12 protein-coding genes are annotated in these 20,903 nt (G+C 44.8%); 9 read left to right on the top strand and 3 right to left on the bottom strand.

Going from position 1 to position 20,903, the window contains the following annotated elements:
• Window positions 1-8: 8 nt before the first annotated feature.
• The 3 genes from DK846_RS04400 to DK846_RS04390 are packed head-to-tail and all read right to left on the bottom strand — an operon-like array spanning window position 9 to window position 4,280.
• A complete protein-coding gene (locus tag DK846_RS04400; RefSeq protein WP_109967675.1) occupies window positions 9-2,714 on the bottom strand; it encodes a DEAD/DEAH box helicase in 2,706 nt (901 codons plus the stop codon).
• Window positions 2,692-3,450: a metallophosphoesterase gene (locus tag DK846_RS04395; RefSeq protein ID WP_109967674.1), complete on the bottom strand. Its 759-nt coding sequence runs from the start codon at window positions 3,448-3,450 to the stop codon at window positions 2,692-2,694. The genes DK846_RS04400 and DK846_RS04395 overlap by 23 nt, the downstream gene beginning before the upstream one ends.
• A gap of 8 nt (window positions 3,451-3,458) precedes the next feature.
• Window positions 3,459-4,280: a hypothetical protein gene (locus DK846_RS04390; RefSeq protein WP_109967673.1), complete on the bottom strand. Its 822-nt coding sequence runs from the start codon at window positions 4,278-4,280 to the stop codon at window positions 3,459-3,461.
• 394 nt (window positions 4,281-4,674) lie between these two features.
• Here DK846_RS04390 and DK846_RS18110 point away from each other — a divergent pair, with 394 nt between their 5' ends.
• From DK846_RS18110 to DK846_RS04345, 9 genes are all read left to right on the top strand, one after another.
• Window positions 4,675-9,663, top strand: a complete 4,989-nt coding sequence (locus DK846_RS18110) for a PKD domain-containing protein (RefSeq protein ID WP_109967672.1) — start codon at window positions 4,675-4,677, stop codon at window positions 9,661-9,663.
• A gap of 159 nt (window positions 9,664-9,822) precedes the next feature.
• Window positions 9,823-10,809, top strand: a complete 987-nt coding sequence (locus DK846_RS04380) for an AAA family ATPase (protein ID WP_109967671.1) — start codon at window positions 9,823-9,825, stop codon at window positions 10,807-10,809.
• Between the two features lie 14 nt (window positions 10,810-10,823).
• A complete protein-coding gene (locus DK846_RS04375) occupies window positions 10,824-11,714 on the top strand; it encodes a DUF58 domain-containing protein (RefSeq protein WP_109967670.1) in 891 nt (296 codons plus the stop codon).
• Complete coding sequence (locus DK846_RS04370; protein WP_109967669.1) at window positions 11,714-12,664, top strand: vWA domain-containing protein; 951 nt, start codon at window positions 11,714-11,716, stop codon at window positions 12,662-12,664. The genes DK846_RS04375 and DK846_RS04370 overlap by 1 nt, the downstream gene beginning before the upstream one ends.
• A complete protein-coding gene (locus DK846_RS04365; RefSeq protein ID WP_109967668.1) occupies window positions 12,661-14,328 on the top strand; it encodes a hypothetical protein in 1,668 nt (555 codons plus the stop codon). The genes DK846_RS04370 and DK846_RS04365 overlap by 4 nt, the downstream gene beginning before the upstream one ends.
• Window positions 14,329-14,410: 82 nt before the next feature.
• On the top strand, window positions 14,411-14,596 hold the full coding sequence (locus DK846_RS04360; RefSeq protein WP_109967667.1) for a hypothetical protein: 186 nt from the start codon (window positions 14,411-14,413) through the stop codon (window positions 14,594-14,596).
• A 3-nt stretch (window positions 14,597-14,599) separates the two neighbouring features.
• Window positions 14,600-16,429 (top strand): DUF2207 domain-containing protein, encoded by a 1,830-nt coding sequence (locus DK846_RS04355; protein WP_109967666.1) that lies wholly within the window; start codon window positions 14,600-14,602, stop codon window positions 16,427-16,429.
• A gap of 123 nt (window positions 16,430-16,552) precedes the next feature.
• A complete protein-coding gene (ileS, locus tag DK846_RS04350) occupies window positions 16,553-19,741 on the top strand; it encodes an isoleucine--tRNA ligase (protein WP_109967665.1) in 3,189 nt (1,062 codons plus the stop codon).
• Between the two features lie 94 nt (window positions 19,742-19,835).
• Window positions 19,836-20,390, top strand: a complete 555-nt coding sequence (locus DK846_RS04345) for a hypothetical protein (protein ID WP_146201121.1) — start codon at window positions 19,836-19,838, stop codon at window positions 20,388-20,390.
• Window positions 20,391-20,903: the final 513 nt, after the last annotated feature.

The following is a 20,903-nucleotide window of genomic DNA, read 5'->3' as shown; positions in this document are numbered from 1 at the left end:
CTCTTTATTTATGATTGCCAGAATCTGTGAGTTCTAATAAAGTTACGTTCGGCTTTTAAAATTTCACGATACAGTGAATCACCATCTGTCCATGTTGCCAGAATCCGAGACGCTGTATCAGGGCCGACCCCTTTTGCTGCAAGAACAAGAACTGCCTTTTTCCCGCTCGAAAGCACAATATTTGCGTTTTTGATAAGACGACGTTCTATCTCCTTCTCCTGGGTATTTTTGGTCTTTTTATTTGCTATGCTGTACTGTTCCTCTTCGTATGGTTTGAGTGCAGCTATAAGTCTGGCATTACAATGCCCACAAACCGGGTGATCAGAAACCCGGTCAACAATGGTTCTGACTTTCCATTTTCTACAGTTCATACAGACAAGAATCACCTCCTGTTTTGCCAGCCTGTGTTTTATTGTGGCGATAACAGCCTGATCAGCTGTGGGTGGTGGAATTTGATCGCGATGAGAGAAGATCCCCGAAGCCCCGATCATGCTCGGCAGACCAAGTACCATTGTGATGGATCCTTCTTTTATACCATTTACGATCTCAGTGGCGTGAGTTACATCCATGTACCGTGAGAAGAGTTCACGATAAGTTTCAGCCTGGATTGCAGGCATTGAGAGGAGCTCCCCAAGTCTGTGCATACTCAGACGTTCATAATCAGCATCAGCATCAATCGCTCCAAATTTTTTTGCGATCTGAACGAGTTTCCATTTAAAGAGAGATGTTCGTTTGAGTGCAACTTCCAGAATTGCCCGAAGATGTTCTGGATCCAATCCATGTATAATCTCCAGCACATCACCTGCAACTACCTCTCTTGGGAGTCTCAGGAGGATCCGGTATGCATCGAGTTCAATTCCAACGGTTGTCCCCCAACGTGCTGAAATTAGGATTGAAATAACCCTGCCGAATGCTTCATTAGTCTGGTGACCGGCACAAAGATTAATGACAACACCTTCTGGGATTTGCTCCAGGGTAATAATCTCGTCAGTCGGAATGATACCCCGGTTATTCTCTACTGCAACAAGATATGCTTCTGCGTATCTGGTTACTACCTGATCTGATGTGTAATCGGTAAATTGCCGGGTTCGTCTGAGAGCACCAACTTCACGTGCAACCGCAAAGGGAACTGGGATTTGCTCTCCTTCCCAAGATGGCAGTTCCCCTTCTGCACTTTTTGCGGGTTCTACAGTGATCTTTCCTTCTTCCATCTCAAGAACACGCCAGAGATGACCACGGGCAATGAACACAGCACCTGTATGTAGATAGGTAACAACGAATGATTCATCGAGGGATCCGACTGTACGTCTTGAGACCATATCATAGATCGGGAATTTCCGTTCATCAGGGATCATCGAGAGATTATTGGAGAGGTACTTGCGAGCCCTGCCGGTAGTAATAACCCTGGTTCCATCCCGTCTCAGGATGTAATGTTCTGCCAGTTGTGAAATTATTGCCGGGACTATTGATTCGGCATCAAGAGAGATGGATGAGCCAGAAAGAATTGAGGTGATATCATCTGTTGAAATCTCTCCATACTCAACAGCCATCGCCGCTATCTGGTTTGCAATTGCATCACCGGCCTGGTATGTCGGGACCACTTCTTCGACTTGTCCGGCAAGAGCCCGTCTTGTGATCACCAGTGACTCAGCAAGATCATCAAATCCACTGGCAATGATGGTGCCCCTGGATATCTTTCCAATCTGATGTCCGGCCCTACCGACTCTCTGAACCAGCCGGCTGACCTCCCGGGGGGAACCAAACTGGATAACATGATCAACATGACCGATATCGATTCCAAGTTCCATTGAGGATGTACAGATGAGTGCCCTGATTTCACCATTCTTAAAACGTTCTTCAGCCTCTATCCTGACGTCTCGTGAAAGAGAACCGTGATGCACATCAATTCCGCCATCTTTGAGGAGGTTCATCCCGAGTGATTCAGCAGTAGCACGTGTATTGACAAAAATAAGTGTTGGCGGACCTTCTTTGATGTGCTTTCTGATGAGTTTTACCTGATCCTCAAACTTTTCACCAGTGAGTTCTACCGTGATAGCGAGGTGCTTTGTGACCGGAACTTCAACAATGGTATAGGGTCGTCTGCCGGTCATGAACCGGGCTACTTCTTCAGGATTTCCTACCGTTGCTGAGAGACCGATGCGCTGAAATTCTCCTGCGTATGGTACGAGGCGTTCTAGAGCTATACTCATCTGGGCTCCCCGTTTTGTCCCTGCGAGATCGTGAATCTCGTCAAGAATTACAAATCGTATCTGTTTCAGATGCTCACGAAGACGCCTGCCCATGTAGATAGCCTGAAGGGTTTCAGGTGTTGTCACCAGAAGATCAGGGGGCGAAAGAGTCTGTTTCCTTCGTTCACTCTGGGTGGTATCTCCATGCCTCACACCTACCGTGAATCCGAGCCTGCTGCACCACCATTCCATTCTGCGAAGAATGTCCCGGTTCAAAGATCTGAGTGGCGTAATATAGAGTGTGGTAAATCCCTTCCCTCCACCAGCACCAGCTGAAAGCATCTGGTTGAATACTGGAATCATTGCACTTTCTGTCTTACCAGTTCCTGTAGGGGCAATAAGGAGCAGATGTTCTCGGGCTAGCACCTTTGGTATCGCACGTTGCTGGACTTCAGAGAATTCATCAAATCCACGCTCCGCTATACATGCGACGACTCGTGGATCAAGTACAGTCTGTGTGCTCATGCCTGATTATTGAAGAGAGGTCACCGCCATATGTCCCATCAGCAAGAAGACACTCTGCAGTCTCGATCACCACTGCTCGTGAAATGGGTGAGAATGGTTTTCTGAACGTTTTCTCGATTCCGTACCCCGAGAATTCATTGAATGCAGGTACCATCAGTACACGAGTTTTAGGATCTTCGGATGGTGGTTTTTCAAATACTTCGTTGCGCAATTCAGCAAGGACATAACATGGAGATCTAAGGGCAATGCCCACTTCATCAGATAATGATACAACCGGATGGTGATGACCAGCCACAATCAGGTGGCCTGCAAGAGATGAATCAGGACGCGTATGTCCATGCATAACCCCGATGCCATCAAGAATTGAACCTTCTTTTGGAAGAAGTTCTTCCGGCTTTAAAAATTCTTCAATTCCGGGATCGTGATTTCCAGGAGTTACTTTAATTATTGTGTGTTTTCGGAGATCAGAAAAGAGTGATGGAAGTTCACGGAACTCCTGCCAGGAGGTCCCGGGTACCCGATGTTTTACATCACCAAGCAGCAGGATAATATCTGGAGCAATATCTTTTACAAGAGCATTCAGTCGATCAATCCGTTCAGCACCTCTGCTTTGCAGGTGTACTCCGTGAAGTAGTAGATCAGACTCAATGCCCATATGTAGATCGGCTACTATCAATATTCGCTGATCCCCTGTTATCTGAATTGCTGGACCGGATGGATAGTACTCAATTTCCATGAGTTACATCAGAGAATTTTTATAAAACCCGAAGATGGCTGGTATAATTCATCCTCAGTAATCAGGGCCCGGATAGTATCAAGCAAAAGTGACTCGGAAATTTTCTCCTTTTGTGCAAAGCCAGTCAATTCCTGTATTGATATTCCTCTTGGCCCTGAATGTTGTTTGATGAGTTGCAGCACGGTTTCACAGGTATTCTTCTCAGTTGAAGGATTGGGATCTGCTTCTTCAATCTCCTCCTCCTGGATTTTGACCTGGCTTGTAGCACGTTCAACAATTCCAGAGAGAACTTTGAGTTGTCTTAGGCTCGTCCCATATCTTGTTATGAACTTTCGTTCTTCATCACTAGGGCTTCCTCCTGCAAGAAGATCAGCAACCCGTTTCAGTCTGTCCAGAGTGATACGTGACGTCCTTAAGATCCATTGGTCCCGGGCCTGCCGGTCTGACTGGTGGATTGTTTCAAGAACCAACCTGAAACCACCTTCTCCCGGAGTTGAGTCGGTTTCAATTGTCGCAGTAACTGATACAAATGTTGGAGGAGATAGAGAATCCAATGTAGTGATTAAATCCGGTGTTCTTGCCTTGATTGACAGAACAAATACCCCGGTCGGGTCAGCAACTCTGATTATCCATCCGTTCTTTCCACTTTTATTTATCTCCGTCAGGGCTCCACAGCAGTATATTTTTGCAATATGTGCTCCTGACGGGGTGACCAGTTCTACTGACCTGTTCTCTTTTCCCCGAATTACAAGATCAGTTTGCTGGATCTCCAGTGCAAACACTCTGCTATAGGAATTTAATGTTGAAATTGAATATGATGGATTATTCATGGATTACATATCGACCTTTGGTACAGGAATTTTGAATTAGTTCTTAGTTAATAGGCATTAAACAGATACATATCTTAGTGAAATTATGAAAAATATCATTTTTTGAAAATGACTTACAGGAATGAAAATTAATATCTATCCTCTCAAGATGGATAGAAGGTTCGAGAAGTGAAATCTGCGCTACTTTATAATCCAGAATATATTTTCTATTGTTGATAACGCATTTTGGATAGGGATATCTCAATCTGAGGCTAACTCGTCTATAATTTCCAACAATTATATATATGTGCCGGATAAAACCAGTGGTTAAGTATCGCGGGAATGTCAGAGAAATCTTTGATGAATCTGACTAAGACAACTGCGTATACCGTATGTTCTGACGCGGGTTATTCATATGATGGGGAATGTTAAGCCAGTTTGGTGCCTCGTTCTGACCATTCTTCTGGTTGCAGGTATCCTCCCTGTAGTTGGCATGGCAGAAGGAGGAAACAGAACGGCAGGGGAGGCTACTATTGCCTCGATGCCCATTTTGTTCATTCCGAATGAAGGGCAATTCGAAGATAATGTATCGTTTCAGGCTCAGTCGTCACCAGAACAGGTGATCACTGTATACAAGGATGGAATTGAGTTCAGCCCATCCGGCAACAACACGACGGCAGTACAACCTGTCCTGGTAAAACTTGTCGGGGCTAATAACAGCACCAAGATTATTGGGCTGAATTCAATAAACGGAACCGCAAACTATTACTACGGCACTAATTCATCGGCCTGGAAAAACGGAATAAACCTGACTACCGGTGTCCAGTATACTGAACTCTATCCGGGTATTGCCCTTAACCTTTCAGGAAAGGGTGGAAACCTAAAGAGCGAGTATGTAGTTCAGGCAGGGGCAGACCCGACCGTAATAAAACTGCAGTACTCAGGTCAGGAATCGCTCAGCCTGAATCAATCTGGTGATCTTATCATCAAGACCGCTGGTCGTGATATTGTCGATCTGGCTCCTGTTGCCTATCAGGAAATCAACGGATCAAAAGTCAAGGTTAATTGTTCATACAAGATTGGATCAGATAATTCTGTATCATTCACACTTGGGTCCTACGATAAATCAAAGGAACTTGTCATCGATCCGGTGATGAGATACTCATTATACTTTGGTGGAGATGGCAGAGACCAGGGTAATTGCATTGCTGTAGATAACGACGGTTATGCATATTTCATTGGAACAACCTGGTCTGATCATCTGAAGTACCTAAAAAATCAGACTATTGCCACTGGTATGAGTGCTGAAGGACTTGCACCCGGCAGTGTCCAACCATATTATGGTGGTGGTGATAAGGATGCATTCATTATCAAGATCAATCCAGATGGTACCGACCTCGTATACATCTCCTATATCGGTGGCAGTGGCACAGATGAGGGAACGGGTCTTGTCATTGATAAAGAAGGTAATGCATACATTGCCGGTGGTACAAATTCTGCTGATTTCCCTGTAAAGAATGCATTCAGAAACAAGATATCTGGTGGATATGACGCCTGGGTTGCCAAACTTGACCCAAGTGGTAAAAATCTTGTTTTTTCCACGTATGTTGGTGGAACATCTGATGACTTTGCGTATGGTCTCGCAATAGATGATAAAAAAGATGTTTTCATTACCGGAGAGACTAAATCCTGGGATTATCCTGTTGTAAACCGGTACCAGTTATCCCCGTTCGGTGGAATGAGTGATGCTTTTATCACCAAACTGGTTCCTGAAGGTAACTCGATTGTCTATTCCAACTTCATCGGGGGAAGTGCGATGGAAGCCGGTAGTGCAGTAACCATTGATCCTAATGGATACGCATGTATTGTTGGACAGACTGAATCACCAAACTTCCAGGTAATTAAGCCATATCAGTCCTCCCTGAAAGGAACATTCAACGCATTTGTTACCAAGTTTGATCCTGAAGGAAAATATCCGGCAGCATATTCCACCTATCTTGGAGGAAGTAACTGGGATGATGGAAAAGGTATTATTGCACATCCGGATGGCTCACTTACAGTCGTTGGTTCAACAAAGTCTCCTGATTTCCCAACAGTAAACCCGATTCAGCCACAGCTTAAAGGACTTCAGGATGGATTTATTGCCACCCTGACCCCAGATGGTTCCTCTCTTAACCAGAGTACGTACTTTGGAGGGTCAATGGTGGATTCCATTAGTGCAGTTGCACAAGACTCCTCTAACAGTATCTATATTGTGGGAACCTCTGACTCCCCGGATCTTCCAACCATTCTGGCATACCAGTCTAAGCTTGGTGGAAAATCTGATTTGATGCTCACCAAGTTCAACCCCACTATTAGTCAGATTGAGTACTGCACCTATCTTGGTGGGTCAGATATTGATGAGGGCAGAGGGGTTGCAGTAACTGGTGAAGGAGATGCGTATATGACCGGATATACCACCTCAATAAACTTCCCCAAGGTCTGGCCTTACCAACAGAATTATGGTGATGGTGACCGTGATGCATTTGTCGCAGTTATATCCAACCATGACATGATCCCGGTAACCGACTTTGTCGGTGTCCCAACAGACGGAGAAGCTCCGCTGACAGTCCAGTTCAATGATACCTCACTTGGTATTCCAACATCCTGGGCATGGGAGTTCGGAGATGGCACTAACTCAACTGAACGTAACCCGGTTCATGTATATGAGAAACCAGGTGTCTACACAGTTTCACTCACTGCATCCAACATTGTGTCCAGTCAGAAGAAGACAAAGGAAAACTATATAACAGTCCGTGAACCGGTAAAACCACCGGTTGCTGACTTTAATGCAAATCCACAATCCGGTGTAATTCCGCTCAGTGTTGTCTTCAATGACCTTACAACCAATCAGCCAACTGCATGGTCATGGGTCTTTGGAGATGGCGGCAGTTCTCAGGAACAGAATCCAACCCATGTATATACTGTTGCAGGAACCTACACAGTTAACCTGACAGCAAGTAACAAGGCTGGTTCTTCCTCTAAAGAAAAGCCGCAGTTCATCAATGCATTACCTGATGTTGTAAAACCGGTGGCAGATTTCAATGCAAACCCAACCACCGGGAATGCTCCACTCCAGGTGAACTTCACTGATCTTTCGAAGAATAACCCAACTGCATGGAGATGGGACTTTGGAGATGGGCAGACTGCAACACAGCAGAATCCAACCCATGTCTTCACGAATCCAGGTGTTTATTCAGTCACTCTGAATGTAAGCAACACTGCAGGTTCAGATCAGATAACAAAACCAAATCTTATCACTGCAAACCAGTCGACTCCATGTCCGATAGCTGACTTTACCGGAGCTCCGACTAACGGTTCTGCTCCGTTGAAGGTCTCCTTTGTAGATCTTTCCAAGAACAACCCGACTACATGGGCTTGGAAATTTGGTGATGGAAAAGATTCAGTAGAGAAGAATCCGACACACACCTATGATGCTCCAGGAAAGTACACTGTAGAACTTGTCGTCACAAACATTGCAGGATCAGACCGGAAGGTAATTCCTGATTACATCAATGTGACCAAAGCAGGCACTCCGCCAACCGCCCAGTTCAGAGGTTCTCCGACAGTCGGAATTGCACCTCTCACTGTAAGCTTTACTGACCTTTCCGGCGGTAACCCGACAAAATGGGTGTGGAACTTTGGTGATGGTTCAACCTCTGAAGAGCAGCATCCGGTTCATGTGTACCAGTCAGTCGGTGAATACACCGTAACTCTGACTGCCAAGAATGAATTTGGTGAGAACACCAAGGTACAGGAGAAGTACATCCATGTGCTTGACAAACCGGTTCCACTCAAGGCAGCATTCATGGGTGAACCAACAGCAGGTGTTGCACCGCTGAATGTCAAATTTACTGATCTCTCTACTGGAAACCCGACAGCATGGCTCTGGAACTTTGGTGACGGAACCAATGGAACTGATAAGAATCCGAACCATGTCTATACACAACCTGGCGATTACACAGTCCTGCTGACTGCTATCAGAGGTGACGACAGGTCAACAGAAATACGATATCAGTACATCCATGTCGATCCGGCAGGCAAGCCACCTGTACCTGATTTCGTAGCCTCTCCGGTAAGCGGTAAGGCTCCGCTGACGGTTTGTTTCACTGATCTCTCATCCAATAACCCGACAGCATGGAAATGGGACTTTGGAGACGGACAGTTTGCAGCTGAACAGAATCCAACTCATGTATTCCAGACACCTGGAACGTACACCGTATGTCTGGAAGCATCCAACGCCTTCGGATCAGCCAAGGCATGTAAACAGAATCTGGTAACTGTCACTGAAGCCAAAGAACCAGCACTGTTCTACGGTCACATTACAGTTGACGGAGACCAGGCACCATGCAATACCATAGTCGAAGCACGTGGAAATGGTGTGGAGACCGGTATTGCAGGGAATCCATCAACAACAATTGAAGTAGGAAATTACGGTATTCCGGATCCGCTGAAGGTACAGGGAACCATCAAGAATGGTGAGCCTGTAACCTTCTGGGTGAAGACTCCTGGATCAGCAGATTTCGTTAAGGCAGAATGTTACGACCTCTATGGAAAAGCAAACTGGACTGATTCATATCCATTCCGTGGCGGTGAAAAGACCCGGCTTGACCTTCGTGTAGGTGGAGAAGGAATTCCACCAATGCCGGTCCTTCCACATGAGTTCTTCGGAGAGGTTACCTACAACGGCCAGCCGCTGCCTGTCGGTTCAACCATCTCTGTAAAAGGCGACAATATCATCGAAGGACATGTAGGCAACCCACTTCCGGTTACCTCACCCGGTGTATATGGATTTGAAAAACTGCAGCGGCTCGTTGCACAGGGAGATCTGAAGGGTGGTCAACCACTTACCTTCTGGGTCACACCATCCGGATCCAATGAAGCAATCCAGGCACAGGTCAGGGATGTTGAGTCAGGTGGAGACTGGGCAAGTTCATTCCCGTACTTCGAGGGTGGACTTACCCGGCTATCACTGCGGGCTGACGGAGGGAAACCTCCCGTTCCAACTACTCCGATGACAGTGTCTGGAACTGTTATGATCAATGGCTTGCCTGTAGCACCTGGTTCTCTCATCACTGCTGATGGGAGTGGTGTGAAAATTGGAGTGGAGAACAACCCAATCCAGGTAAATGTCCCCGGAAAATTCGGTGATAAGACAAAACTTACAGTCCAGGGTAATATTCCCGATGGTTCACCGATATCTTTCAAGATCTATGATGCAGTAACCGGACAGGAGCATGTTGCAGAAGTGAAGGATCAGACTACCGGCCAGTGGGTTAAATCATATCCATTCACTGCAGGTAGTGATGTTGTCCTTGACCTCAGATCCACCGGTATTATACCGATGGCTGTCAACTCATCATAACCGCTCTCTTTTTTGTTCAGACATTTTTTCTACTCTTTTTTGAAAATTCGGTACAGCATGTTAGGAAACGTTTTCAATATGTAATGCAAACTTTACTTTGTAGAGTTACCTGCAAATCTATCGGTATCAATCTACCAAAATCGAATATCAGGTGAATTCATGAACGAAGAGATCCTTGCGCTTACAAAAGAAGCGAAACAATACGCAGACCTCCTCACTCCTCTCAGGGATGAAATATCCCGAATAATAGTCGGACAACATGATATCGTAGATCGTCTAGTCATTTCACTTGTTGCTGATGGTCATGTTCTGCTTGAAGGAGTTCCAGGAATTGCAAAAACATTGCTCATTAAAACTCTGGCTCAGGCTATCGATGCTTCATTTTCACGTATACAGTTCACTCCGGATCTGCTTCCTGCTGATATTACCGGAACTAAAATTTTTAATCAACAATCATCTTCGTTTTCAACTGTAAAAGGTCCAATTTTCAGCCAGTTTGTTCTTGCTGATGAGATCAACCGTGCACCACCAAAAGTACAGTCAGCATTGCTTGAAGCCATGCAGGAACGTCAGGTCACGATACAGGGAGAAACATTCAAGTTACCAACTCCGTTTTTCGTACTTGCAACCGAAAACCCGATTGAGCATGAAGGTACCTATCCACTTCCTGAAGCTCAAATGGACAGGTTCATGTTCAAGATTATAATGGGATATCCTTCACGAACAGAAGAAGTAACGATTCTTGACCGGTTCACAGAAGGGGTTAAGATCATTCCAAAGGCTGTCATCACCGCTGATACGATCCTCTCTATTCAACAGTTCCTTACCCGGGTTTACGCAGATGTTGAGATTAAGAATTATGTAACTTCACTTGTTGATGCAACACGAAGTCCAGGCCGATATGGTCTGCAGCTTAGTGATTATATTGCATATGGTGCATCACCTCGTGCAACTATCTTTCTCGTGCTTGGTGCCAAGGCACATGCCCTCTTAAGAGGACGTGGGTACGTTGTTCCAGAAGATGTCAGGGCTATTGCAGCAGAAGTTCTCCGGCACCGGATCATTCTTACATATCAGGCTGAGGCCGATGGAATCACTACAGACTCTGTAATTACACAGATTCTCAAGAGTGTTCCAGTTCCATGAGGGAGAGAGATTAGATGCCAGCATGGGAAGATCCTGTTGAACTTGTCAGGCTCATCCGGTCGGTTGATCTCATCACACGTGCCAGGGTGACAGGACAGAAAGCAGGTGTTCATATCTCCCTCTTTAAAGGACAGGGTATCGAATTCTCTGAGATCAGGGAATATATTCCCGGTGATGATATCAGAGCAATTGACTGGAAGGTCACTGCCAGATATGGAATTCCATATGTCAAGGAATTTACTGAAGAGAGAGACCAAACGTTTTATTTTGTTATTGATCTTTCAGGTTCTCACGCCTTCGGCACCATGGTCAGTAAATATCGGATGATGTTGGAGATTTATGCAAGTCTCGTATTTGCAGCTGTTCGGTACCATGATCGTGCAGGTCTTATCATTGTAACCGACAAGGTGGAGCGTTTTATTCCAGCTCGAAGCGGCAGGGCTCATGCCGTCCATCTTATACACGAAGTCATTAACCATACCCCGCAGAGCTCAGGTTCAGATCTGAGACCGGCACTTCATCATATCCTGACACGTCTCCGAAGAATGGCCTCTGTTATTATTATATCTGACTTTTATATGTCAGATTTCTCGCGTGAACTTGGTCAACTCAGGCAGCATCATGAAGTGTATGCTATCAGGGTATCAGACCCCCGGGAGTCAGATCTTCCAGATATCGGTCTGATTGAACTTGAGGATGCAGAAACCGGTGAACAAATTCTCATCGATACTTCTGATGAACTGTTCAGAGCAGATTACCAGAGAGCTGTTGAAGAGGCTGAAATAAGGACTGCCGGAATATTTAAAAAATGCCATGTTCCGATGGAGCAGGTACGGACATCAGATGACTGGTTCAGCCCTCTGCAGCGGCTCTTTGCAGACAGTCCTATGGCGGGGGTACGCTAATGGCAGGTTTTTATCATCCTGAATGGCTGATTTTGCTACTAGTATTACCTGCAATATATTATTGGTATCTCCGCGAAACCAAACGAAAAAAGCAGGAGGCGATGGTCTTCTCGCATATCGGTTTTATGAAGACCGCTCTTGCCGGAAGATCGGGTTCTGCACGACCGCGAGTGCTTCTTTTGATTGGTCTCGCTGCCCTGGCTTGTGTTATTATCGGACTTGCAGATCCTCATATTCCTCTGGAACAGGCCAAAGAGGGAGTCAATGTCATCCTGGTCATGGATGATTCAGGCAGTATGCAGGCTACCGATTACAAACCTACAAGGCTTGAGGCTGCTAAAAATTCAGCCGGGCAGTTGATACGCCAACTCGATGACAAAGATTATGTTGGTGTCATAACATTCGAATCAGGAGCAACGAGTGCTGCATATCTCTCTCCTGATAAGGACCGGGTATACACCAAATTAAAATCAATCGAACAGAAAGACGGAGCTACCGCAATCGGAGATGGACTTGCACTTGCAATAGATATGTCTGAATCGATTCCAAATCGAAAAAAGGTAGTTATTCTTCTTTCAGATGGAGTGAATAATGCCGGAGTTATCTCCCCTGAACAGGCAACACAGTTTGCAAAAGACAAAGGAATCCAGGTATTCACCATCGGCCTCGGTTCAGATAAACCGGTTGTTCTCGGGTATGACTGGTTTGGCAACCCGCAATATGCAGATCTTGATGAAGATGCCCTTAAAAAGATTGCATCAGACACCGGAGGAAAATACTACAAATCGGTTAACGATGGAACTCTCTCGGAAATATATTCCAATCTGAATAAAGAGATCAAGCGTGAGAAAGAAGAAACCAGTATCAAGGATTGGTTCTTTATTATTTCCATGATTCTCATGGTGGCCGAGATTGTGCTCAGATATGGAAGAAGGAGGATTATTCAATGAAGTATACACTTGCAGCCATTCTCATCCTGGCTGCCTTTGCCATATATCCTGCCCTTGCAAATGATGTCACCCTTAAAACTAGCCAGAGTGAGTATACATTCCCGGCAGGAGAAGAAGCTCGGGTTCCATTTGTTGTGGATAGTTCATTTCCAAAGACAAATGTCGGAACTCTTGAATACACTCTGACAAGAAAACAGTCACAGAAAGGATTCTCCTTCTCTCAGACAAATTCTCAGTCACAATCTTTTCCAATAAGTCCGGGCAGTTCGCAAAATGCAATTACATTGAGTTCAGATGATCCGGCTGAATTTGAAGTCAGCCTGTACATGCATTACCGGGACAGTGGTAAGGATTATGTATCGGCTCTTCCGCCGTTTAGCGTGAAGTTCATTTCCAATCAGACATCACAGAATCAGGGTTCATCCGGCTCTTCACAGGGCTCAACGTCATCGCAATCTGGTAATAGTGGTTCTCCTCTGACCTCAACAACGAGTGAAGAGAAATCTGCAGGCCTGGGTCAGAGTTCTGATCCCTTTGATGAAATGGATCAGCAGATGAATGCATTACAGCAGCAGAATCAGCAGATGATGCAACAGATGCTATCCAGAAAGGGGATGTCATCATCAGGATCAGGCAGCAGATCTCAGCCTCAAAATGCACAACAAACACTGCAGAATAATCAGATGAATGCACAATCGTCTGCTCTTCAGCAGCAGTTAGCACAAGAGACAAGCCAGAATAAAAAAGATCAGCAGGAACTTGCTGATAAGATGCATCAGGATCCCTTACTGAGTCAGGTAAATCAGGATCTAAAGAATGCAGGGTATCAGCAGAAAGATGGAAGTATCTCTGCAGAAGGCAAAGGTGCGGGATCTGTATCAGCTCAGTATCAAAATGATAAAAACCAGGGTGTTTCTCTTGAAGGAGATATTCAGAATGGCTCACTTGAAAAACTGACTGCAAGTTCGAATGAATCTCTTCCAATTCCATCAACATTAGCAAATGACCCAAAGTACCAGGCAGAGAAGAAAAACCTTCAGCAGGTCGGCTATAATCAGACGGGTGGAACACAGACCATAACACCCAATGAATCTGTAATTAATGAACAGTATAACAATCCAGATGGAAAAAATGCAACTATTTCATCAATAATCAGAAATGGAACTGTTGAATCTGTAACGGTGAAGAAAGAAGATGAGACTCCGATAGGCTGGTATATTGGAATTATTCTTCTCATCCTTTTGATCTGCCTTTGTTGCTGGGCCGCGTATCGGTATTATCAGAAACAAGGTGTCGAGCCTGAGGAAGATCTCCCTGTTCTGGTTGAACCGGTTGATGTTAAAACAAAAACTGAAGAGCTCCTGATAAATGCTGAAAAGGCCATAAGTGAAGATCGGATCAAGGATGCCTACGTCTTTTTCGGCCAGGCTCTCAGATTCTTTATCTCACAAACAAGAGGGTCAGGAACTTCTCATACTACAGAGGAGATCATCTCTCTCGCCAAAACTCACGGTATGGATGTTAAGATAATTGCTCCAATTCTGGAGCGATGTATGATGGTTGAATATGCCCGGAGTACCGGTTCATCTGAAGAGGCAACCGGGTTTATCAAAGATATCAGTACATTTGTACAAGAATATTTCCCTGAAGAATCATTGGACTGATTTTATCAGAAATTTTCTCTCTCTTTTTTTAAAGACCGTCAAATATATAGCCGGAACAGACTGAGTTTTCCATAAGGACGGTATGATTCAGGAAAACACCTTTTGTCAGGTCTGTGGAAAACCTGCAATTGGAATGCAGATATTAGGGTGCTGCCAGTCAGTGGTCTGTAGTAATCATGCAGAAAAGACTTTAATCTCAATGATGCCTGGTGAAAAACAGGAATGGGGTTCATGTTATTTCTGGCGTTTCAAAGAGGGAGAAGAATAAGAAATGGGAGAAGTTCGCCAGCTGGCAGTTGTGATAATCACTGCCATAATTATTGGAATTGTGGGATTCTGGCTCGGAGGTTTTGTCTCTACACTGATTCAGGGAGATCTTGTTGTATCTGACTACCACTGTTCCTGGTCATATGACGGGAGTCTGAATGAGTCTTATCAATATGTTGTCAAGACAGATCAGGCCTACCGGAGCCTGAACAGGATCTTTAACGTCCCGGTAAGTTATGGAACATCTGTCATTGCACCAGTTTCATTAATCAGTGTTACAGTTCCTCATGGATCATTTTCTTATCTCAAGGATTATACCGGTGTAGTCCACATGGATGGAGCAGATAAATCTTATCAGGCTCTCATTCAAAATCATGCCCTGTCCAATGAAGCCGGAGCATTTGATCCTGATTACTATTCTGCGGGAACATGGCCTGTTACATATTCCTGGCTAATAACTCCGCCGATTGAGCGTGGTTCAGATGCTGACCACATAAACATTGATCTTGCAACTGATCATGTTGCGTATCAGTCTGTTACCATCACTATCCCTGCAGAACGGGTTAAGGAAGTATTTCCACATCCTGCTGGATTGAAGGTAACAAAATCAGGTAATTCATTTGTCATTACCGGGAGCGCTTTAAGTGACATACCACTCGGTTTCGAGTTAGTTCTTGAACGTGGTGCCGGAGACCAGATTCATGGGAAAGTCAGTGATTTGGGATCGGTGAATATACTTGAGAAAACCAATGCTGCAAATCCCTGGTATTCTGCGATTCTTACTTCTACTCCCAATATTGCATTTACGGTTTCACTCCTTCTTCTGATTTTCATCCCAATTCTTCTTCTCCTGATTTATTACCTGAAAGGAAGAGAAAAACCATTTGTTGTTCCTGAACATCTCAGTGCTCTCCCTGATCCTTCACTAAAACCATGGATGGTGCATCTCATCTTTGAAGGTGATCCTGAGGAATTCGGAAATGAAGGGCTTTATGCTACTTTGCTTGATATGCACAGGCAAAAGATCATTAGAATCGATCAGAAACCTGACAGTAGTGATTTGACAATAACAATTCTGAAAGAGCAATCTGCTGATGCATATGAACAGACTGTTCTCAATGTATTCAGGCGGATAGCAACCGATAATGTTATCGATACCGGTTCCCTGGCATCGATGTCTGATGCGGCAAATTCAGATTCATCTGTACGGGCAACCCTTCTTGCCTATCAGGAGGAACTCAAATCACTCACTTCTTACTCGAGTTCTTACCTCGAGTCACATTATATTGAGGATGGACGTGGATACCTGGTACCACTTCTGGTAATTCCGGTTATCTGGTTCCTGTTCTCAATTTTTACTACCATAGCAGGAAGCAACGCATCCCTGGGAATTAATGCAACCATTTTGTCAGGAGCAGCATTTCTTCAGGGGCTTGTGGGTATGCTCTTTCCTGCAACCCTTTTCGGGAGATGGAAAGGAGATACGTATCAAGAAAAACTTCGTTGGGACTCGTTTAGATCGTTTCTGTCTGACGCAGTTCTCATCAAACGCTATGCACCATCTGATATTTCTATGTGGGGTGAATGGCTCGTATATGGAACTGCACTCGGAGTAGGCGACCGTGTAGTCAGATCGATGAAGGATCTTGATGTGAACTTACCAGAGTTTTCAACCTCTTCAGGTTCCTCAATATTTGCTCCTGCGTTATTTGCATCTGCATTTATGCCTGTAACTTCGTATGCTCCGCCATCATCTGGATCCGGATTCAGTGGCGGGGGAGGAGGCTTTGGTGGCGGCGGTGGATTTGGAGGAGGAGGAGCTGGCGGGTGGTAATCATTACCCTCGCCTCTTTGTATCAACCATTTTTCTAATTTTTCTATTCTGAAAGAGACAAGAGACCGCAAAGACCTTTCTATGGTCAGGTCCAATTAATAAAGGAATTTTTGAGGGGTATCCTTGCGAGAAGTCACCAGTAGTTATGTTGCAAAAGAGATCGAGTCATCAGTACGTTCATTCTGGAATAAGAACTCGATTTACAGCAGGGTGAAAGATCAGAATAAAGGGAAAAAGCCCTGGTTTTTTGTGGATGGTCCACCGTATACAACCGGTAACATTCACCTGGGGACTGCCTGGAATAAGATCCTCAAAGACAGCATTCTCAGATATCATCGGATGCTTGGGTATGATGTTACTGACCGGGCTGGTTACGACATGCACGGACTTCCTATTGAAGTTCGTGTCGAGCAGGAACTTGGTTTTGAGAACAAAAAAGACATTGAAGCCTACGGTATCAAGACGTTTATTGAGCGATGCAAGCAGTTTGCGATCTCTCACAAAGATACAATGTCAGAGCAGTTCCGCTCTCTTGGTATCTGGATGGACTTTGATAACCCGTACCAGACAATCACCCCCGACTATATTGAGGCAGCCTGGTGGGCTCTTAAAAAAGCACATGAGAAAGGCCTTTTAGAACGTGGACACCGTGTAGTCAACTGGTGCCCTCGTTGTGAAACTGCCATTGCGGACTCTGAAGTGGAATATTGGGATGAGCAGGACCCCTCGCTCTTCGTGAAATTCCCAATTACCGGAAAAACAGATGAATACCTGGTAATCTGGACCACGACACCATGGACTCTTCCCGCGAACGTAGCGGTTGCCGTAGATAAGGACTTTATATATGCCAGAGTTTCTGCACAGAAAGCAGGTAAAACTGAGTTTCTCTGGATCGCTGAGTCACTTGCTGAAGATGTTTTAAAGAAGGGAAAATACCAGGACTTTTCGATTCTTGAAAAGAAGACCGGAAAAGAACTAGCCGGCACAAGATACTCATCGCCCCTGGCAGAACTGGTCCCAAGACAGAAAGAGATTGATCACCGTGTTGTCATGGCCGGTTTTGTTGAGATGGACAATACCGGTATGGTTCACATCGCTCCCGGTCATGGATGGGATGATTATCTTCTTGGTGTTCAGGAAGGCTTAGATATCTTCTGTCCGGTTGATGGAGCAGGTCATTATACAGATGATGGTGGATTTTTTGCCGGGAAGTTTGTCCGTGACGCAAACGATGAGATTGTGGATGCCCTGGGTGATTATCTTCTTGCACGTAAGAAGATCACTCACCGGTATGGTCACTGCTGGCGATGCAAGACTCCTATCATCTACCGGGCAACAGAACAGTGGTTCATATCGATTCCAAAGATCAAAGAACAGATGCTCAAAGAGATAGCGTCTACCACCTGGTACCCTGACTGGGCCGGAAGTGCAAGATTCCATGACTTTGTCTCGGATGCCCGTGACTGGTGCATCTCAAGACAGCGGTACTGGGGTATCCCGATACCTGTCTGGGAATGTGCAGAATGTAAGAAACAGATGGTCTTTGGAACAATGGCAGAACTGAACAAGGCTGCCGGATCAAATCTCACTGATCCTCACAGGCCGTATGTTGATGAGATATCAATTCCCTGTTCCTGTGGTGGGACCATGCACAGGGTTGAGGATATCTTTGATGTCTGGTTTGATTCTGCAATGGCTTCGTGGGCTACCATCGGATATCCGGGAAAGACTGAAGAGTTTGAGAAACTCTGGCCTGCTGACTTTATTCTGGAAGGGCAGGATCAGACCCGAGGGTGGTTTTATTCACAACTCGGAGCCTCAACGATTGCCTTCAATAAATCTCCCTATAAGCAGGTTCTCATGCATGGGTTCTCGCTTGATGGCGACGGCCGCAAGATGAGCAAGAGTCTTGGTAACGTGGTAAGTCCTGATGAGGTTGTTGAGAAATTCGGTGTGGATGTACTTCGTCTCTATCTTCTCTCATCAAATGCACCATGGGAAGACCTCAAGTTCAACTGGGAAAATCTATCAACAGTGAACCGGACTGTAAATATCCTCTGGAATGTGTACCGGTTCCCGCTCCCATATATGATCCTTGATGATTTTGCTCCCTCTTCCAAAGATGGGATCTGGAATCCCGACTTCATTGCACGCTCTCTGCGAGAGATGCCTGACGAGGATCGCTGGATCATCTCGCGGATTAATACTCTAGCAAAGCAGGTTACTGCTGACATGAAAGAGTATAATCTGCACCGCCTGAGCAGGTCGCTTCTGAACTTTGTTCTTGAAGATCTCTCCCGGTGGTATGTGCAGATCGTTCGTCCACGTATGTGGCAGGAAGAGGATTCACTGGACAAAAAGTACGCATACGAAACGATTTACTACTGTATGCGGACGATATGCAGACTTCTTGCTCCATATGCCCCACACATTGCTGAAGATATTTATGGAAACCTCAGACTTGAAGGAGATCCAATCTCTATTCATATGCTTTCTTGGTATGCAGGCGAAGACAGGCTCATCGATGTAGATTTAGAGACCCGGATGGGCATTATCAGGTCATTTGATGAGGCTGTAGCAAATGCACGTCAGGCTGGAAAGAGAAAACTCCGATGGCCTGTGGGAACCATCACTGTTGCTGCTCACAACGATATTGTTGGAAAAGCATTCCACAGCATGTATGATCTGGCCTGTCAGAGGGCTAATGCACGTGAGATCGTGGTAATTTCCGGTCAGTACGATAAGATCCTCTGGAAAGCAGAACCAATTATGAAGAAAATTGGTCCTTCTTTTGGAAAGATTGGACCTCAGGTTAAGGCCTTAATCGAAGGGGCAGATGGAAATGAGATGCGAAAACAGATCGCAGAAAAAGGATCATTTACCATAGTCGGTCCGGAAGGTGATATTGCAATCACCTCGGAGCATGTGATGTTCACCGAAGTTATGCCAGAAAATATTTTCTCAGCTGGTATGACTGATGCAACAGTCTTTGTAGATGTTACACTGACTGCTGATCTTGAAGCTGAAGGATACACCCGGGAGATCATTCGTCGAATACAGGAGATGCGAAAGCAGATGAACCTGAATGTTGAGGAGATGATTGTAATTGATTCAATAGTGCAGGATTCACATCTCTATGAACTTCTGACCAGCGAGTGGCAGGAAGTCATCCGGAAAGAAGTAAGGGCTACCTCTCTTACACTTCATCAGGACAACAACTCCCGGGATACATCTCTCTGGCAGCTGGATCGTGACTGGGATGTTGAAGGTATTGTAGTTACCATTGGAATCTCCGTGGCTGAGAAAAAATAATAATTAATATATTTTCGAGTTACGAGTTTTTCCTCTGGATATGGAAAGAGGTAAAACCCTGGATTGAAGAATAACAAGTATCGGAATGTTTATTATGAAATTACTATCTGGAATCCTGGTACTCCTTTGTGCTGTGTTTCTCCTCATATGTCCCGTATTAGCCATTGATTATACAGGATGGAAAGAGGTGTCAGTCAATGAAGCACCAATTAATAGCACTTCATCTACGGTTTATTCATTGAAAATTCCTCCTGGCAATTCTATTCGTATGGATGATACTCCAATTGGACCCATAACCAATGTATTCAACCCAAGTGATTCCAGATCTCGAGTTTCTATAGTGATAAGCAATAATCAGGCAGGTCATATTCTTGACCCTGCTGCCTCACGTCAGTACCTTGATAAATTTATGCTTGGGGCCAAAATTTCTCAGATCTATGGTGATCAACCACAGTTTCTTAACAACGGTGGGGTGATGGTTTATGGTACAAGCGGAGACAAAACACTTGGAATCTATATTATGAGTACTGACAAAAAAGTAATCACAGTAACAGGTTTTTACAAATCATTGCAGGATGCCAAAGCCGGTGTTGATATTCTGGGAATGATTGCCGGCTCTATTCAGATGGCAATTCCTATTTCAAAATAATCTTCATTTTATTGAAAGTGATAACCGTATCTTGTTTTATTTTTGAGAACGGTTCAACCTATAATTTCTTCTATGTTTTGATAAGCCTGAATAAAGGTTTACAGAGAAGAAGGTTATTGGATTGTGAAAAAAAAATTTGGTGAATGTGGAAAACTATTGCAGGTGTTCAGCGCCTGTTTTTAGATGCACTGGGTGCATTTGAAGCTGACTTTGCGTCCTGCTGTTCTGAAACCGGAGACTGGGTATTCTTTGCTCCAGACTCATTCTTCATGTTCTTCTTTGACATTAAATTCATCTCGTTCTATTCGAACTTTCAATGAACCTGGTAGTTCATCTACATCTTTCTGTTGCCTGCAGCACCGTATAAAGGTTCCTCCTCTTTACCATTCAAATTCAATAGAATCTGGCATTAAATTACTATTTGATTAAAATAAGGGAATATTTTTATAATCCTGCTGCACAGGGCATTATTTTATAATAAATCGGAATATTTAGTCTTCTTTTTGTTTGTGG

The sequence above is a fragment of the Methanospirillum lacunae genome (assembly GCF_003173355.1).
Classification (GTDB): domain Archaea; phylum Halobacteriota; class Methanomicrobia; order Methanomicrobiales; family Methanospirillaceae; genus Methanospirillum; species Methanospirillum lacunae.
This window is presented reverse-complemented; position numbering and strand designations above follow the sequence as displayed.

What these genes read in the sequence shown, in the direction of transcription:
- DK846_RS04370 (WP_109967669.1), top strand. Translation starts at nt 11,714, where the DNA reads ATGGCAGGTTTTTATCATCCTGAATGGCTGATTTTGCTACTAGTATTA.
- DK846_RS04360 (WP_109967667.1), top strand. Translation starts at nt 14,411, where the DNA reads ATGATTCAGGAAAACACCTTTTGTCAGGTCTGTGGAAAACCTGCAATT.
- DK846_RS04345 (WP_146201121.1), top strand. Translation starts at nt 19,836, where the DNA reads ATGAAATTACTATCTGGAATCCTGGTACTCCTTTGTGCTGTGTTTCTC.
- DK846_RS04365 (WP_109967668.1), top strand. Translation starts at nt 12,661, where the DNA reads ATGAAGTATACACTTGCAGCCATTCTCATCCTGGCTGCCTTTGCCATA.
- DK846_RS04395 (WP_109967674.1), bottom strand. Translation starts at nt 3,450, where the DNA reads ATGGAAATTGAGTACTATCCATCCGGTCCAGCAATTCAGATAACAGGG.
- DK846_RS04400 (WP_109967675.1), bottom strand. Translation starts at nt 2,714, where the DNA reads ATGAGCACACAGACTGTACTTGATCCACGAGTCGTCGCATGTATAGCG.
- DK846_RS04375 (WP_109967670.1), top strand. Translation starts at nt 10,824, where the DNA reads ATGCCAGCATGGGAAGATCCTGTTGAACTTGTCAGGCTCATCCGGTCG.
- DK846_RS04390 (WP_109967673.1), bottom strand. Translation starts at nt 4,280, where the DNA reads ATGAATAATCCATCATATTCAATTTCAACATTAAATTCCTATAGCAGA.
- DK846_RS04380 (WP_109967671.1), top strand. Translation starts at nt 9,823, where the DNA reads ATGAACGAAGAGATCCTTGCGCTTACAAAAGAAGCGAAACAATACGCA.
- DK846_RS18110 (WP_109967672.1), top strand. Translation starts at nt 4,675, where the DNA reads ATGATGGGGAATGTTAAGCCAGTTTGGTGCCTCGTTCTGACCATTCTT.
- DK846_RS04355 (WP_109967666.1), top strand. Translation starts at nt 14,600, where the DNA reads ATGGGAGAAGTTCGCCAGCTGGCAGTTGTGATAATCACTGCCATAATT.